The 16506-nt window shown below is 57.8% G+C and carries 12 protein-coding genes; 4 read left to right on the top strand and 8 right to left on the bottom strand.

The annotated features are described in order from the left end of the window. Positions 1–81: 81 nt before the first annotated feature. From gmd to L1A08_RS16040, 5 genes are all read right to left on the bottom strand, one after another. Positions 82–1176, bottom strand: a complete 1095-nt coding sequence (gene gmd, locus L1A08_RS16060) for a GDP-mannose 4,6-dehydratase (protein ID WP_238757462.1) — start codon at positions 1174–1176, stop codon at positions 82–84. Between the two features lie 316 nt (positions 1177–1492). Next, on the bottom strand, positions 1493–2446 hold the full coding sequence (locus L1A08_RS16055; protein WP_238757461.1) for a succinylglutamate desuccinylase/aspartoacylase domain-containing protein: 954 nt from the start codon (positions 2444–2446) through the stop codon (positions 1493–1495). Beyond that, positions 2443–3753, bottom strand: a complete 1311-nt coding sequence (locus L1A08_RS16050) for a glutamate-cysteine ligase family protein (RefSeq protein WP_238757460.1) — start codon at positions 3751–3753, stop codon at positions 2443–2445. Before L1A08_RS16050 ends, L1A08_RS16055 begins: the two co-directional genes overlap by 4 nt. A 293-nt stretch (positions 3754–4046) precedes the next feature. After that, positions 4047–6011, bottom strand: a complete 1965-nt coding sequence (locus tag L1A08_RS16045) for a GNAT family N-acetyltransferase (RefSeq protein WP_238757459.1) — start codon at positions 6009–6011, stop codon at positions 4047–4049. A gap of 323 nt (positions 6012–6334) precedes the next feature. Next, a complete protein-coding gene (locus L1A08_RS16040; protein WP_238757458.1) occupies positions 6335–6643 on the bottom strand; it encodes a branched-chain amino acid aminotransferase in 309 nt (102 codons plus the stop codon). Between the two features lie 506 nt (positions 6644–7149). On the opposite strand from L1A08_RS16040, the gene L1A08_RS16035 reads away from it, so the two are divergent. The 4 genes from L1A08_RS16035 (at position 7150) to L1A08_RS16020 (ending at position 11462) form a co-directional block, all read left to right on the top strand. Next, positions 7150–7332: a hypothetical protein gene (locus L1A08_RS16035; protein ID WP_238757457.1), complete on the top strand. Its 183-nt coding sequence runs from the start codon at positions 7150–7152 to the stop codon at positions 7330–7332. 48 nt (positions 7333–7380) lie between these two features. Continuing rightward, positions 7381–7773 (top strand): hypothetical protein, encoded by a 393-nt coding sequence (locus tag L1A08_RS16030; RefSeq protein WP_238757456.1) that lies wholly within the window; start codon positions 7381–7383, stop codon positions 7771–7773. Between the two features lie 103 nt (positions 7774–7876). Further along, the gene (locus L1A08_RS16025; protein ID WP_238757455.1) at positions 7877–10939 is read left to right on the top strand and encodes an MMPL family transporter; all 3063 of its coding nucleotides are present in this window, start codon (positions 7877–7879) and stop codon (positions 10937–10939) included. Between the two features lie 283 nt (positions 10940–11222). Further along, positions 11223–11462, top strand: a complete 240-nt coding sequence (locus tag L1A08_RS16020; protein WP_238757454.1) for a hypothetical protein — start codon at positions 11223–11225, stop codon at positions 11460–11462. A 182-nt stretch (positions 11463–11644) separates the two neighbouring features. On the opposite strand, the gene L1A08_RS16015 is transcribed toward L1A08_RS16020, so the two are convergent. From L1A08_RS16015 to L1A08_RS16005, 3 genes are all read right to left on the bottom strand, one after another. Then, positions 11645–13279: a helix-turn-helix domain-containing protein gene (locus tag L1A08_RS16015; protein ID WP_238757453.1), complete on the bottom strand. Its 1635-nt coding sequence runs from the start codon at positions 13277–13279 to the stop codon at positions 11645–11647. 417 nt (positions 13280–13696) lie between these two features. Next, positions 13697–15202: a SpoIIE family protein phosphatase gene (locus L1A08_RS16010; RefSeq protein WP_238757452.1), complete on the bottom strand. Its 1506-nt coding sequence runs from the start codon at positions 15200–15202 to the stop codon at positions 13697–13699. A gap of 171 nt (positions 15203–15373) precedes the next feature. After that, entirely contained in the window at positions 15374–16303 is a 930-nt protein-coding gene (locus L1A08_RS16005) for a cation diffusion facilitator family transporter (RefSeq protein ID WP_238757451.1), read from the bottom strand. Positions 16304–16506: the final 203 nt, after the last annotated feature.

Genomic DNA, 16506 nt, shown 5'->3' with positions numbered 1-16506 from the left:
TCTCAACCCGAAACGTCAGCGAGGAACTTCCACGACAACGGCACATCCGGCCTCGCTGACACGGGAGTGGACGTTACCGGTTCAGAGTTCGTTGACGGTGAAGGGGCCGGGTTTGTGTTCCTCCGCTACGAGGTCGGAATCGACCATGGTCTGGACGAGTTCTTCGAACGTTATCTGTGGTTTCCAGCCGAGTTCGGCGCGGGCACGGGAACTGTCTCCCAGGAGCAGATCCACTTCGGCCGGCCGGAAGTAGCGGGGATCGATCTGAACGAGAACGCGGCCATCGGGACCGATTCCTTTCTCGGCCAGTCCGGCCCCCTGCCATTCGAGGGGCAGGTCGACGTGTTCGAACGCGAGCTCACAGAACTCACGAACGCTGTGCGTTTCTCCGGTCGCGACCACATAGTCGTCGGGCGTCTCGGCCTGAAGCATCAGGTGCATGGCTTCGACGTAGTCGCCTGCGAATCCCCAGTCACGACGGGCGTCGAGATTGCCAAGATACAGACAGTCCTGGTGTCCGTGGGCGATGGCCGCAACTCCCCGGGAAATTTTGCGGGTCACGAACGTTTCCCCGCGGCGGGGCGATTCGTGGTTGAACAGAATCCCATTCACGGCAAACATTCCGTACGACTCGCGATAATTGCGGGTGATGTGGAACGCATAGGCCTTGGCTGCCGCATAGGGACTGCGGGGGTAGAACGGAGTCGTTTCCTTCTGCGGCGTCTCGACAACCTTACCGTACAGTTCTGACGAGGACGCCTGATAGAAACGGGCGTCGAGATCGAGCTCCCGCATCGCTTCCAGCACACGGACGGCTCCAACGCCGGTGACATCAGCCGTGTATTCCGGGATGTCGAAGGAAACTTTCACGTGCGACTGAGCGCCGAGGTTGTAGATCTCATCGGGCCGCACCACTTTGAGAATGCGATTGAGCGAAGAGGAATCGGTCAGATCGCCAAAGGCGAGATGCAGCCGGACGTCGTCCTCATGAGGGTCTTGCGTAATGTGGTCGATCCGGCCGGTGTTCAACGATGACGATCGACGGACCACTCCCCAGACCTCGTACCCTTTGCTGAGCAGGAGTTCGGAGAGATAAGAGCCGTCCTGTCCGGTGATGCCGGTGATGAGTGCTGTCTTGCCGTTACGGGGAGGAAGCGTGCGAGAGATCTGCGTCACTAAGAAGAGTCCTTGAGGATCGTGAGGAATCAGGGATTGGAGCAGTTTACTTTTTGGTGTAACCGTTCGGTCCGCGAAAGATGCAGCGTTTCAGGCGATTCAACGCTCATTCGCGGACATACGGTAGAGCGATCTGCTCTAGCCGAGAGGATCGGCTGGTGGTATCTGATTCCGAAAGGAGATTATCTGCTGAGGATCTGGGGCTGAACGGAACGGTGCACCCGGGATCCCGCACTTACTCGCGAGGTCTCGGGTTTGGGTGGACGTTATACCCTAACAACGCCGAATGCGGCAAATCCAGTCTGTTTTAAGACGTTCAGCTCTTCTTCAGCGGTTGATTGGCCTCGCGGATGATGGAGAAACCGTCGTCCCCCAGCGGCTGGTAGAGCGGGAGAAAGAGTCGCGCGTCCCATTCCGAAATGATCGGATGCTCTTGCTCCCACGCGAGGAGATCGCCCTCGTGAATCCGCTGGAAATTGCAGTAGCCGGGTTTCATCTGGAAGCCCTGCTCTGGCGTGACTTTGTGGATGTACTCAATTTCGTAGAACTTATGGCCATCGATCTGTGTTTTCTTCAGACACTGGTCCGCATCGACCGGGATTTCAGCCATGCAGCCAACCTGATGCAGGGCGACCCAGATTGCCGCTTCCTGAGCCTCAATGGACGCAAGCCGATCGTGTCGTCCCGCTTCAAACGTAAACCCGCTAAAGCCGTGGTCGATGAGGTAGCGGTCGGATACACCGGTGAGTTTGTCGCCACTGCCAATCACGGAATGCACCGGAAAATCGCCGGCGAGCTTCACACTGGGAAGATCGAGCGGAACGCTGATATAAGGAACGCTTTCACTGCTGGTCGTATGGCAGTCGAGAAAGAAATTGCGGTCTTCCGGGTGTCGCAGGTTATCGATGATCTTGATGATCTCGCGAAGCTCAGCCTCTTCACTCGACTCCGGATTCCGACCTTCGCGCATGGAGTCAATCCGCTCGGGCAGCCAGATCCGATTCAGATCTTCGTCGATATAGCGGACGCCGGCAGCGAGAGCCTTCAGATTCCCGACAATGCCAACCATGGTCCCGAAAAACGGCGGGTCATCGGCCTGCAGCTTATGGATGACAGAAGCCAGACCCTGCACGCCAGACGGTTCATTCCCGTGGATTCCCGCGAGAACAACAAGCAGCGGCCCTGCCCGCCCCTGCGAATGTTGTCCGAGGATCCGTTTCGCCTTGAACGGAATACAGGTCAGTGGGTTGGTGAGTTCAATCTCAGTCATGATGTCGATAGTGGTTCGGTCGTTCCGGATTCCTGGAGTCTTCGGACGGAATCTTCCAGCACGTCGCACCCTTCGCGGACGAGTTCGAGACCGATCTCTCGCGAAAGGCTCTCTCCCTGAGGGTAGTACTTCTCAAGAAGGACAGATTCGGTCGTGCGAAATTGACCGGGCTGTGGGACAAGCTCACTCAGTCCCGGCCAGTCTGGTTCATGAGCACAGGCGACCTCGATGGTGGATTGGGTGTATCCCTTAACGATCGGACTGGAGAGTCCTTCGCTGACGGCGGCGAACAGCAACTGATGATGCAGATGCTCAAAATCAGGCACGAGAAGCCTGTCACCTTCGACTCGCATGGAGTCGAGGCCTTCGGTTGGTGTGACGATCAGCCGCTCCTCGCGGACTCGATGAGTCAGCTGATAAACGAGCATCATCACGCCGAGCACGATTTCTGGCAGATTGCTGTCGACGTTTCGCAGTTCGACGGTGCCGTGGAGATTGAGTCGCACAGGATTCCACGCGGAGGTCAACAGGCTTCCGCCTGCCTCTTCGAACAGTTCCCCGTTCACCCGAGCCGCCGACAGGGCATTCAGCCAGGCATGGTGTCGCGCGAACTGGAGCTGCACGAGGTGTTCGATACTCTCCGCATAGGGTCGCAGACTTCCCACTTCCGGCAGCAGGGTATAGACCCCTTCCCAGCCGTACTCTTCGTTGCCACGGTATCGAGCCGTGCGATGGGCCAGTCCAGAAGAACGTCCCTCGTAAAATGGACAGGCACGACTCAGAGCGATCATCACCGGATCGAGAGCGGTGGCCAGATTGTAGGTGTTGAGAAGCTCCGCACGGGCGTCGGCTGGGGCGTCGTACGCAATGCCGACTCGCGAGTCGATGGTTCCATGGGGCACCTCGATATGGAGATGCGTCCCCGCACACTTCCCGGCGTTGAGAAAGCGTTCGTGTCCGATCGTTCGCACCTGCACGTGGTACTTCACTTCGTCCCGAATTACAGGGATCAAATGCAGAGGATAGACCGAATAGGGATAAAGCCGGACGCCGATTTCATGCCCGGCGTCGATCGCCAGCTGGAGAATATCGCGGTAACTGTCAGCCAGTTCGCGGGGCGACGACGATGGAGGGGTGTTAAGCTCGACGATGTTCTTCACCCACTCCGTGGCAAAGAAACTCCGAGAGAGCCCCCGTGGCTCCGCCATTTCCAGGCAACGCTGCAGCAGTTCGTCGGCACGATGGGACGGTTCCCCCCCTGGCTCCACGACAAAGAATTCCTGTTCCAGCCCCATACGACGCGTCATTGCCGACCTGCCTTTTCTTTCTCCCGCGAAATGCTCCGCATACGCTCCCGAATCGCAAGTCCGATTCACGCACACGAATGCGGACACTCCGTATATGGAACGGAGTGATTGCAGAGAATGTGCCAACTCAACGGAAAGTCCGCACGGCAGCCGTAAACTCAGAGGCTGTAACGGTTAAAGAAGGCCGATCGCGGTTCGGAGTGAGCCCGGACGAATATGCTTAACGCAAAGAGGCGGGCTGTCTGATGACCGCCCGCCTGTCGATTTGCTTTTCGATGCTCCAGTGGGACTGATCAGTCTTCCCGGAAGGAAATGAAGTGGGGCGCCTTCCGTTCGCGCTCGATCCGGTTGCAGAACGAGTTCATCAGCTTCAGGTACAGTTCTTCCTGATAGATGGCGTCTTCGATCCCGGCATCGATGTTGGGGTTGTCGTTAATCTCGATGATGTACGCTTTCCCCTGCACTTCTTTCAGGTCGACACCGTACAGGCCATCCCCAATCACCGCAGAACCTTTAATGGCCGTCTGCAGAATGTGGTTCGGAACCTGATTGAGCGGCAGCGTTTCCGCGTCGCCGGTGAAATTACTCTTCACCTCGGTATTCCAGTTGTAGATCTGCCAGTGACCGTCGGCCATGTGATACTTGCAGGCATACAGCGGGCTGCCGTCCAGAACGCCGATTCGCCAGTCGAATGGCGTGCGGATGAACTCTTGAGCAATGACCACTTCCGACGTCTTGAAGAGCAGTTCCAGCTTCTCTTTCATCTCGTCCTGGTCATTGACCTTAAAGACGCCGATCGAGAAGCAGCTGTCCGGAAGTTTCAGGACGATCGGGAATTTGTACTTCACCAGCGCCTGATCATCGAGCGCTTCCTTGCAGATGAGCCAGGAGCGTGGCTGACGCACCCGACTGCGAGACAGCCGCTCGTAGAGATACATCTTGTTCGAGCAGCGAAGGATCGACCAGGGATCGTCCATGACGATCAATCCTTCGGCGTAGGCTCGCCGCGAAAACTTGTAGGTGTGGTTATTAACTGATGTCGTTTCGCGAATGAAGATCGCGTCGAACTCGCAGATTCGGTTGTAGTCCTGACGGGTGATGAACTCGGTGTAGAAGCCGGTTTTCTCAGCCGCATCCCGCATCCGATGCAACGCTTCCTGACACGACGGGGGCGTCGCTTCCTGCGGGTTGACCAGGATTCCGAGATCGTAATGGAAGTACTTGAACCGCGTCCGTCGGAAGCGCTTTTTCTGGAAGTACTTCGAGGCAAACTTCTCGAACTCTTCAGGGTGCTCCTTCAGGATGTTGGAGAGCGGCAGCAACTGGACCTTCCGGACTTCCCAGTTCTCTTCTTTGTTGAAGACCACCCGGAACAGCAACAGTTCGAACTGCTGAGACAGGATTTTAGCCAGCGGCGAGAATGCCTGGTTCGGGGTGTTCTCGAAGTAAATGTCGAGGCTGAATTCTTTGCCCTCGACATCCTTGAGGTGTTGCTGGATCGCGTCCTGAACATCGTCGGCCACACTCTGCACGAGCGTCACGCTGGACAGATCGCGCAGCGAAGTCACGTTCGGAATCACCTTCTGATCCCGGGCCGATGCGAGCAGCGAGACGTAATAGCCGAATTTGTGCGGCTTAAACGACTTGCAAAGATTAAAGATTCGGAAGAGATTCGAGTTCTGATACTTCTGGGACGACAGGTAGGTTTTGGCCGCGACGACTTCCGTGCCCGGGATGTCGAGCGGCCAGCTCTTGGGGTTGTCGACAACGATCACGTTGTTCCGCTGATCGGGATCGTTCGCCTCGTTGCTGATCAATTCCTTCCGCATTCGCACGGCATGCTCGCCGGCAGCGTAATAATCGTGAAGGACTTCAACGGTTTCAAAGCCGACCTTCTTGTACCAGTTAATCAGCTTCTTGTTCTCGGCGTCGGCTTCGAGTGTCAGGCGGTGATAGCCATGTTCGCGTGCGTGGCTGACGACACCCTCGATCAGCTCGGCTCCATAGCCATGCTTCTGGTAGTCGGGATCCACGGCCAGCGAGTAGATCCGCAGCGAGTTCTTGTAGTTGAGCAGGATCGCCGCACCGACATTGCGGGGCGGTCCTTCGTCCGGGCTCGCTTCCAGAATCATGACAATCTGGGCGGGACTGGTAATACTGACCCGCAGCGATCTCCGATTGCTGCGACGGTGTGCAGGAAAGCAACGCCCCTCCAACTGATCGAGGAAGGGGAGGTCGTCCAGCGTGGCGATTTTCATTCGTGACTCGCGTGATCCGTATCCTGGATCGGGAGGGAGGTACGCCGGCCCGGACCTGTCCGGCTGACCGACGCGGAACTATATGATCCCCTCTGAGAAAATTCGAGAGTCAGCCTGCCTCCAAAGTCAAAAAAACGGGCAGCATCCGGTCGACGCTCCAGCCGGACTCGACAACGAACCTGCACCGGACGACTGTGAACAGAGAAGCGCTCCCCCTTCGGACGGAGCCCCAAAACGAGAAAAACCCTCTTCCCCGACGTGGAGAAGAAGGTTTCGCGAGCAGAAGTTGGCTGAACTCGCTCTGTCTCGATGGCCTTCGCGGCCTAGTAGCTTTCGGGGGTCGGTCCAACATCGCAGCTGACATCGCAGCTGTCGTCGCCGTGATCCCACTCGTCGTCGTACGTGCTGCCCGCGTTCCCGCCCTTTTGCCCCGCAGTGCCATTGTAGGAGTAGGCCTGGTTGACACTGCCGAAGGCGGCTCCGACGTCTTCGAGTTCCTGGTTGACGTTGAACGCCACTTCCGAAAGCCCAACGACAAGGCCAAGGACACAGATGGTGGATACCAGAACCAGTTCGGCTGAGATGATAAAACCGGCTTCGTCGTTGTAGAGGGCGCTGAGAGTGTTCGTCATTAAGGTGGTCTCCAGAAGTCTATTTATGAGCTTGAGTTGTGTGTCAGGTGGTTGACAGTCTGTAAAGCAGGCAACGTGCCACTGAGAGTCTGGGAGGTCTACAGAGGGTGGAAAATCTAAAAGTAGGACGGGATTCAACCCCTTACAGGCAGATACCTTACGCGCTTGCAATATTTTCAAAGAAACCCAGGGGGGATCGGTGCAAAGCCGACAGACGCTATGTTGCGATTCTGCATCCCAATCGGGACCGCCGTCTTCCACTCCTACGCAACAGACTATTATTTCATGACTTACGACGACGTTCCTACAGGGCATCATGTTGAAATGACGCCACTCCCTCGGGGAACGCCCGAATCCGGGCTTCAAACGCACTTGGATACCTGTTACAGACTCCTGCAACCGACCTGCACGACGCAGGGATCTCAGTCATCACGCCAGGATGGCTCGACTGAGATGCATACCGGAACTGACTCCTCAGACTTTGCATGAACAGCATGGATCGCAGCATGAAAGCAGTCTGGCTGACATTGTGTCTCGTGCTGGCAGGCACGGGCTGCTCGTCGTCCCGCATGCCGACCAGTTTCTCGAACCTGATGCCGGATCGAAGCATCTCCGGCCAATGGGAACCCGAGGTCGATTACGAATCTCAAGCGGTTAAAGACAAACAGTCCGAGAACGACATCGAATAGATTCGATGCTCTCCCCTTCCCGCACCCCTCCTCGACGGAACAGAACTCATGGCATGGATGCCATCGCAGAAAACTGGACTGCCGCTCCGCCTGTTGTGCGTGGCGATCGGCTGCGCGACATTGACCGGCTGTGAAGTCGGGCGGACAATGTTCCAGCACAGCAGCGGTCAGAGCTCTCCATGGATCGGAATCGATCTGCTTCCCCGCCGGAAAGAGGTCTCGGCCATCAATCATGTCGAGCCGAAGTCCGATCGGGATAGCCAAACCCCCTCCCGGAGTGTTACGCTGGCCGCCGAAGAAACTAAACCTGCGAAGAAGTTCGGCAAGAAACCCATTCGTCTCGATCTACCGGCGAGTGAGGCGGCTGCAAAACCGGCGACTCTCGTCCACACCGAAGACGTCGAGTTCAGCGTTTCGTCCATGCGTTTTCGCAGTTTCTAAACGTTGGCCGCGGCTGAGCCGCGAGTTCTCCTGCGTTCTCCACAGCGGCTGAGTACAGTCGCTGTGGTCGATAGCTTCGCAGGATCCGAGGAAGGGACTCCCGTTGAGTCAGACAGCGTCGCCGGACAAGGATCGTCTGAACGTAATCGGCCGACTGGTCGAAGCGGTCTGCGCGCGTCCCGTGCCCATGCTTCTGCTCAGCCTCCTCTTCACCGCCATTTGTGGAATCACGGCGGTCACGGGTCTGGAGTTCAAATCCGACCGATCCGACCTGATCAGCCCCAAGGCCGATTTTCACCAACGGTGGATGGAATACTGCGAACGCTTTCGTGAAACCAACGAGCTTCTGATTCTCCTGGAAGGTCCGGAATCGCCACGGTTGCAGACCGTCGACTGGATCAGCCGGGAACTGATTGCTCGCGAAGATCGCTTTCAGAATGTCCTGGTCCACAGTCAGGATCAGTTTTCCGCGGAGACGACTCAGGACTTCCAGGAGAAGTTCATTGAGCTCCAGACTCAGGTTCAGCTGGCCCGACTGATTGCGCAACCCCATTCCAGCAGTGCCCCGCTGCTCCAGTTGCTCGGGTTGACCCGACATGAACTGAACGCCGATGAAGAAGAGCGAGCCGGGCATGCCCTGCTGGTGACCGACCGGATCGCCCGATCGCTTGAGCGATCCCTGCAATCGATTGATCAGTCCTACGACAGATACTTCCCTGAGAAAGTCACCGCTGATCAGGAGTTCTGGCAGCGCTATGTCGGCGATCCTCATATCGTCTACCGGCCCGACACCTCCGAGGATGGACAGACTGATCCGGCGGCTGCGTCGGAACCGGCCGCCTGTCCTGCTGATCACAGCATTATCAGTGTGGTCCCGGTCGCGTCCGCCAGCAGCGGCAGTGAGAAGTATGGCGAGTCGCTGAATGCACTTTCGGAGATTGTCGCCGCGGCTCGACAGCGGTTTCCCGGACTCGAAATCGGAGTAACCGGAATTCCTCAGCTGGAGCACGAGGAAATGGTCCGCTCTCAGGACGACATGGCTCTGGCGACGCTCCTCTCCTCGACGGGCGTTATTCTGCTGCTGATCTTCGGGTATCGCGGGCTTGCTCTGCCGGCTGTCTGTTGCCTGACCGTGGGCGTCAGTCTGATCTGGACGCTGGGAGCAACCACGGTCCTGATCGGGCATCTCAATATTCTGTCGATGGCTTTCGTGGCCATCCTCGTCGGTCTCGGCATCGACTTTGGCATTCATCTTCTGTCTTCGTTTCAGGATTTTCGACAGGCTGGGAATGAGGTCCCTGAATCGCTGGCGCGAGCCGGCCATACCGTGGGACGCGGAATCGTCACCGCCGCCCTCACGACCGCAGTCGCATTTCTCTGTGCAGGACTAACCGACTTCCCGGGCGTCGCCGAACTCGGGATCATCGCAGGCGTCGGCGTACTCCTGGCGGTCATCGCCACGTTCATGATCTTCCCGGCCATGGTCGTGCTGATGTCTCGGGTGCGGACCACGAACATCGGGGTGTCGACCGGAGGGTGGCTGCTCCCGGCCGGTTCCGGGCCGGCCGTCGAAGGGCCGTTCATGCGGCTGTTGCATGCGACGACCGCCCGTCCCGTCCGGACCCTGATCTGCGTGCTCGTGCCGCTGCTTACTCTTTGTCAACTGGCGTGGACGTGGGACGATGACGGACTGAGATGTCGGGTCGTCTACGATTCCAACCTGCTGAACATGCAGCCTCGAGATCTGCCGGCGATCCACACGCAACAGGCATTGATGCGGGGACAGACCGCCAACGTTCTCTATGCGGTCAGCTGGTATCCGACGCGAGAGGAAGCACAGGCGTATGCCGAGCAGTTCCGCCAGCTGTCGACCGTCGGCGAGGTGATCGAGATGGCCTCCCATTCTCCGGAGGACCTCGACATTCTGACCGGAAAGGTCCCGTTGCCGGGACAGTCCCCTGAGGACGCAATGACGGTGCTCGAAGCTCTCGACGCGGCGATCGCCACCGGCGCTCCGTCGCTGACAGTGCTTCCGCACAATCCGGCTGAAGTCGGGGCGCTGCTCGAACAGATCCTTGTCACCTTGAACAATTCGCAAACGGTCATCAACACGCAGCTTCGCATGGAAGTCGACCACTTCCTGGAGATCTTTGCCCGCCAGCCGTTTGAAGTGCAGATTCAGATCCTCGCAGCCGCGGAACGGGAACTGGTTCGGTCGCTCTGGTCGGAAATTCGCTGGATGGCGCTCGAACTCCGCAATGCGATCGAAACGCAGCACGCCTATCTGGAGAATGTCACCGAACGGTTTCGCAGTCGGGACGGCGACTGGCTGCTGCAGATTCGGCCGTCGATCGACGTCTGGAACGACGCGGGACTGGCTCAATATGTCAACGAATTGCGGTCCGTTGACACCGACGTGACCGGCACCCCGATTCAGAATTTTGAGGCCTCTCGCCAGTTGAAACAGAGTTACCTGAATGCCGCCGTTTACGCCGTGCTGGCGATCGTGCTCATCCTCATGATCGATGTCAGTCGCCCACGCACGATCGTCCGCGTCTGGCCGGCGGCGCTTCTGTTGACTGTCCTGCTGCTGACGGCCCGGCAACTCATGGGTTCGGAATCCGCACCGGAGTTGACTCCACTGCGGCTACTGCTCGCCTTCGTTGGAGCCGTGGTCGGCGGCAGTCTGCTCGTCGAACGTCGGGAATGCGTCGTGGGCCTGATGGCTCTGCTGCCGCCCGCTCTCGGGACAGGCATGTTGCTGGGCATGATGGCACTGACGGGAATCGACTTTACACCCGCCAATCTGATTGCCCTGCCTTTGGTGCTCGGCATCGGAATCGACGATGGAATCCACGTGATTCACGATTTTCGCAGAAGCCGCGGTCGCTACGTGATGTCCGGGAACACCTGTCGAGCACTGGTGTTGACTTCGATGACGTCGATTGTCGGCTTCGGTTCACTGGCGTTCGCGGCTCATCGTGGTCTCGCCGGCCTGGGACGGGTCGTGGTTACCGGTATCGCCAGTTGCCTGATCGTCTCGGTGATCGTCCTGCCGGCCATCCTTGTGCTGATAGCACACACCCGTGCACGTAGAGATTCGTCATCCGCTCTTCACGATCCAGCCGACGCGGAAACTGAGAGCCTGCAACAATTCGCGGCGTGATTGACGCTGGTCTCTCCCAAGGGCAGCATATCCCCCTGCATTCTTCCCATTGTGCCCATCTCTCTGCGAGAACTTTGCGGGATTCTACTGATCTTCATAGACGCGGTACGATCCGTTGAATCCGAGATAAAAATCTGCCGAAATTATTAATGGCGAACCTGTTTTCAGATGCTGCTCAGACTGCATCTGTATCGCCTCAACGTCTTGAGACTGAAACTCGTCAGTCTCATCGGCAGATCTTGCTTCAGCAGAAGTTCCAAGTTATCGGAATGGGGTCGCTCATATGGATCCGAAGAACGCTCAGGTCCAGCAGCAGCTTATCATCACACACGAAGGCGACATTCTCGGGGAAGACAATCCCGAGAACCGGGAGATCGTCCGGCGTATCCACGCCTGTCTGAATGCCTGCGATGGACTGTCGACCGAAGAGCTGGAACAGGGCATCATTGCCGATATGTGCCGCGTTATGGGCCAGGTCGTCCCGCTGCTGCAGCAGCAGGATGCCAACCGCCGCGCTGGCTAGAGCAGATCGCTCTTCCGCAGAACCGGTGATGAGCGAATCTCCGCATCGTTTCATAACCGTCGAGATCACGAGCCCGTAAAAAAAGCCGCCCGGAACTGAATCCCGGCGGCTTTCTCTGTTTCCACGAGCTCGGTGAGAGCCAGAAGCGAATCGCTTCCGACCCTCGGTGGCTCACGGTTGTCTTATTTGATCAGACCCTGCAGCGATTCGAGGATCATTCCGTTCACACTGCTCGGCTCAGCAAAGCCCCACATCGAGCGGACGAGATCGAACATCAGTAGCGTGCAGATTCCCATCATGGCCGTTGAGAGCAGCACGAGGCTGAACGAGACCATGTCCCATTCGGCAGCGGCTACGCCGACGGCGGCACCGCCCCGCATCCCGGGTGCGGCCAGAGCAGGAACGCTCTCGCCCGATTCGAACTCGTCATCAAAGGCATCGTCGTCGGCTTCAAGAACATCTTCGTCGAGCATATCGTCGGAGACGTCGAGATCGCCGTCGCTCAGTTCGTCGAAGCTGTCTTCATCGTCGAAATCGTCGAAGCCGCCCTCATCTGAGACTTCCGAGGAATCGAAGGCCATCGTTTCAACCGACTCATCGTCGTCGAACATGACGACGCCTGTGGTGTCGTCGTCCATTTCCGCGTTGCTGTCTTCGAGCAGCGGCATATCGAAGGATGTGTCATTGTCTTCGTCGTCGCCCACGGTACCCATCATCGGGATCGTCGCGTCGCCGGTTTCGCGATCGCGGTGATCATCGGCCAGCGTCAGCCCCGATCCTTCATCAGGGACCAGAGAAATCCCGCTGTCCGCCCCGAGGGTCAGACCGTCATCATCCTCGTCGCCGCCCAGCGAAATTCCGCTGTCGAGGGCCAGGTCGAGAGAGAGTCCACTGTCACCGGAGGAGAAGGAGAGACCGCTGTCCGGTTCGGACATCACGTCACTCAGAATCGAGACATCGTCGTCGTCGCCGGCTTCTTCGAGGCGAATATTGCTGTCTTCATCGGGCGGGGCCAGCGTGAGATCGCTACCCGGACCATCGGAATCCAGATCAACGCCCGACATCCGGAAGTCGCTGGAGTTGGGATCGTCGTCATCGGCTCCCACGAGCGTCACATCGCTGTCGGAACTGCCGATCACGGCGTCGAGATCCGGATCTTCCTGCAACTCGAGGACGGCTTCGTCTTCTTCGAGCGTCACATCGGAATCGGAGGACTGAGAATCGTCCTGGGATACGAGGCGAACGTCGCTGTCACTGATTCCGGCCCAGCGATCGTCGGACTCGTCAGCTTCCAGCACGTCATCACTGGTGTCGGACATCCGAATCGGTGTCGGCGTCACATCGCTCATGCTGGCATCGACAAAGCGGACATCGCTGTCGCTGACTTCGCCGAGGGAACTTTCGTTCGACCGATCTGATTTCGGTGCCGCGGGGGCCGATTTCCAGTCGGATTCCAGAGTCGGATCGACAACCAGACGGACGTCGCTGTCAGAACTCGGTGGTTCGTTCGGCGGCTGCTTGCTGATCACGGTCGGCATCTCGCCCATGTCTTCTTCGAGAATGACCTGGCTGCCTTCAGCAGTCGGCTCATCGAGCACGAGATCGTTGTCGCGAATGATATCCGAACTGGGGATGTCGAACCCGGAATCCGGCTCCAGATTGCGGGCCAGTTCCTCAATGTCTTCCGACTTGAATTTCCACGTTCCGCGATCGGAAAACGCCCGGATATCGCCCTTCTCGCGCTTGCGATTCAATTCTTCGACCGAAATCGAGAGTCGGCGGGCCGCGTCTTCAATGTTGATATACTTGCTGGCCATAAGAAACTCTTCTCCGAAGCTGTAACGACCGGCGGTGCGCTCACTCACTTGGACACGAGGAGCAGCACGCAGAGTGAACCGGCAACTTGAGTGATTACTCAGCAAAAAGGCGAAACGGTGCAGAAATGCGTCTAAACCATGATACGGCGTACCGGGGCGTATTCAAGAGCCGACCCGGACCCACCATGGTCTTTCACGCAACTCGACCCCGGTCGATTCCGTTCACCAGGGAGCTCAATAACAGACTTCTACCATTGGCTATCGACCATATACCACACCTCGATTGACCGAAGCGGGTCGAAAGGCTGGGGGAATGGATTGTACGCGGATAATTACAGTTTCCAGACCCGTTTTAGCGATTGTAGTGGAGACTCAGCAGCGGCTTCTGGTCCGCTACCCGTGCGAGTCCGATCTTCGCTAATTCGAGCCTGATTCACCCAGTCGTCTTATCAGAACGGCAGTCATGTCGTCCGCCGGCGGACTGGATTCGACGATATCCTGGCACGTTGTCAGCAGTCGGTGGATCGCTTCCTCCGCCGAACAGTCTGTCGCGGCACGGATACAATCAATCATCCCTTCCCGACCGAAGACATGTCCACCCGGGCTGACTGTCTCACAAATGCCGTCGGTTGAAAGCAACAACTGGTCGCCGGCTTCGAACGGGATCTCTGGAGAACACCGGTAACGAACATTCTGTTCAATTCCGAGCATGAGTCCCGTGCTCGGCAGCGACAACTGGCGGCCATCCGTCTTCAGGAAATCGGCCCGGTGCCCTGCTCCGACGTAGCGGAAACTGTGTTCGCGGAAGTTGAGCTCGGCCAGAAACAAGGTCACGAATCCGAAGTCCCGCAGGTCGGGCACGAGACAGTCGTTGAGGCATTCCATGATCGTATCGAGACGGATCTCAGTCCGCAGAATCGCACGCAGATACGAACGGACTTCGACCATCTCCAGCGCCGGCGCCAACCCGTGTCCGCTCACGTCCCCCACGGCCACGAAGACGCGGTCATTCCCCATGGAAATGTAATCGTAGTAATCGCCGGAAACCGTTTCGGCCGCTCGCACCGCTCCGGCCACTTCGTACCCCGGGAGGTCGGGTGCGGCTCGGGGATAGAGAAGTGTCTGCACCGCTTTCGCAGCCTGAATCTCCTGTTCCTGCCGCATCTGATCGGTAATATCGGTCGAGATTCCCCCAACGCCCATGACACGTCCCCTGGGGTCGACCACTGGAAACTTGACCGAGACGTAAGTGTGCGGACCGTCTTTGGTGGCGGCGACTTCCTGAGTGTGCTGGGTCTCGCCATTGGCGAAGATCTTGTGATCGTTTTGATGAAACCGCTCGGCTCGCTCCGGGTCGAAAATCTGGAAGTCGGTTCGCCCGTCGACCTCCTTGCGGTTCAGATCGAAGTGCTCCTCGAACTTCCGATTGACGAGCTGGTACTCGCCACGAAGATTCTTCAGAAATGCAACGCCACTCACATTCTCGATGACACTGGAAAGCATCTGCTTCAGCTCTCGAATGCTCCGCCGTTGCCGCAGTTCGCGAGTGCGATCGTGCAGGTAGAAAACGACAAATGTCTGTTCGCCATCACGGAAGCGACGGCCATGAAGCTCGCAACGGCGGCATTTGCCCAGGCTCGAACGAAGTCGGTAAAGGAGAGGTCTCTGGGCAGCCAGATCGATCTGCGGGTTCAGGCAAAGCTCGAAGAACTGTCGTCCCGCTTCCCGGTCCCGTTTGACGAACAGATCCTCGAAATCGGCGCCGGGTTCGAGCAGTCGTCGCAGCCGGATGATGCGGGTCACTTCCGGACTGTAAAACTGCACGCGGCCTTCGACGTCGAGAATGATGGCAGGACAGGGAGAGGATTCGGCAATCCGCTGAAATGCCTCCATGAGAGCTGATTTCGCTAAGTCCGACTGCATAAACGGCTCAAGTCTTTCGTGGAAAGACGACGCGTCCCTGCCGGTCCTGTTTCGCCGTGAGCGTGGCGAACTTTGGTCATCAAAGCCCAAGGATCATAACAGAATGTACACGAAACATTCAAGATCCGTTTGCCGGTCTTCCGTTTGTCCGCTGCGGTTGTCTCCAAATCATCAGTCGGATTTCCTGTTCCTGACGAGGATTTTATCAGCTTCCAGAAAGATGTGTCGGATCTCGGGGTGGGCGGATCGGATCGCCTTCTCGATGGAGTCAATAAGCTCTTCCACCTGATCAGTGGACAGACCATCCCGGAAGTTCACCTCCAGCGCGAGCAGAATCTGGTTGGGTCCGAAATGCAGTGTGAGCGGGCGACGAGTCTGTTCAACCCCGTCGTAGTTCTTCACGATCTCCATGATGCTTCTGACCATGGCCGGGGACGCACTTTCACCGATCAGCAGTCCGTGAGATTCGTAGATGAGAACGAACGCGACGCCAGCCAGAATGAAGCCAATCACAATCGAGGCCGCGCCGTCGAGCACCGGCATGTCGAACATATGACCGAAGAAAATCCCGAGGAACGCCACCACCAGACCGGCCAGTGCAGCCGAGTCTTCGAACAGCACGGCGAATGTGGTCGGATCCTTACTCTCGCGCACCGAACGCCAGAACGGCTTGGTGCCTTTGACTTCCAGAAACCCCTTCAACGCCAGGTACCAGGCTCCTGCTTCAAACACAACAGCCAGTCCAAGCACGATGTAGTTCACAGTCGGATCTGACAGCTCTCCGGGGTGCAGGACATGCTGGATACCTTCATAAATCGAAATCCCGCCCCCGAGGCCGAAGATGAGGATTCCAACGATCAACGTCCAAAAATAGAGCTCGGGACCGTAGCCGAAGGGATGCCGTTCGTCGGCCGACTGCTCGCTGCGTTTGATGCCGTAAAGGAGAAGCCAGCCGTTGCCCGTATCGACCATCGAGTGGATGCCTTCGGTCAACATGGCGGAACTCCCGGTGATTCCCGCGGCGATGAACTTGGTCACAGCGATCAGAAAGTTTCCGACGATCGCTCCGTAGATCGCCAACTTCGAGCCCGATGTTGCCATGGTGTTCTCTCCTTTGCTGTCGTTCGGTGAACCTCAGCCACTAACTTAACGGCGGGACCGCCTGGAGTCGACGACGACCAGAGAGCGACGGTTTCCGCCCGCTCGCTCCGACCTGTCGGGATCGCAGATTGTTTCCGGCGAGGCTTCGACCTATAGTGGAAGTCCATCCACACCCCTCCTATTCCCGCAGAAAGGGCCGCCGG

This window comes from Rubinisphaera margarita, assembly GCF_022267515.1.
Taxonomy (GTDB): Bacteria; Planctomycetota; Planctomycetia; order Planctomycetales; family Planctomycetaceae; genus Rubinisphaera; species Rubinisphaera margarita.
Note: the sequence above shows the minus strand (reverse complement) of the source record. Positions and strands in the feature narration are given on the sequence as shown.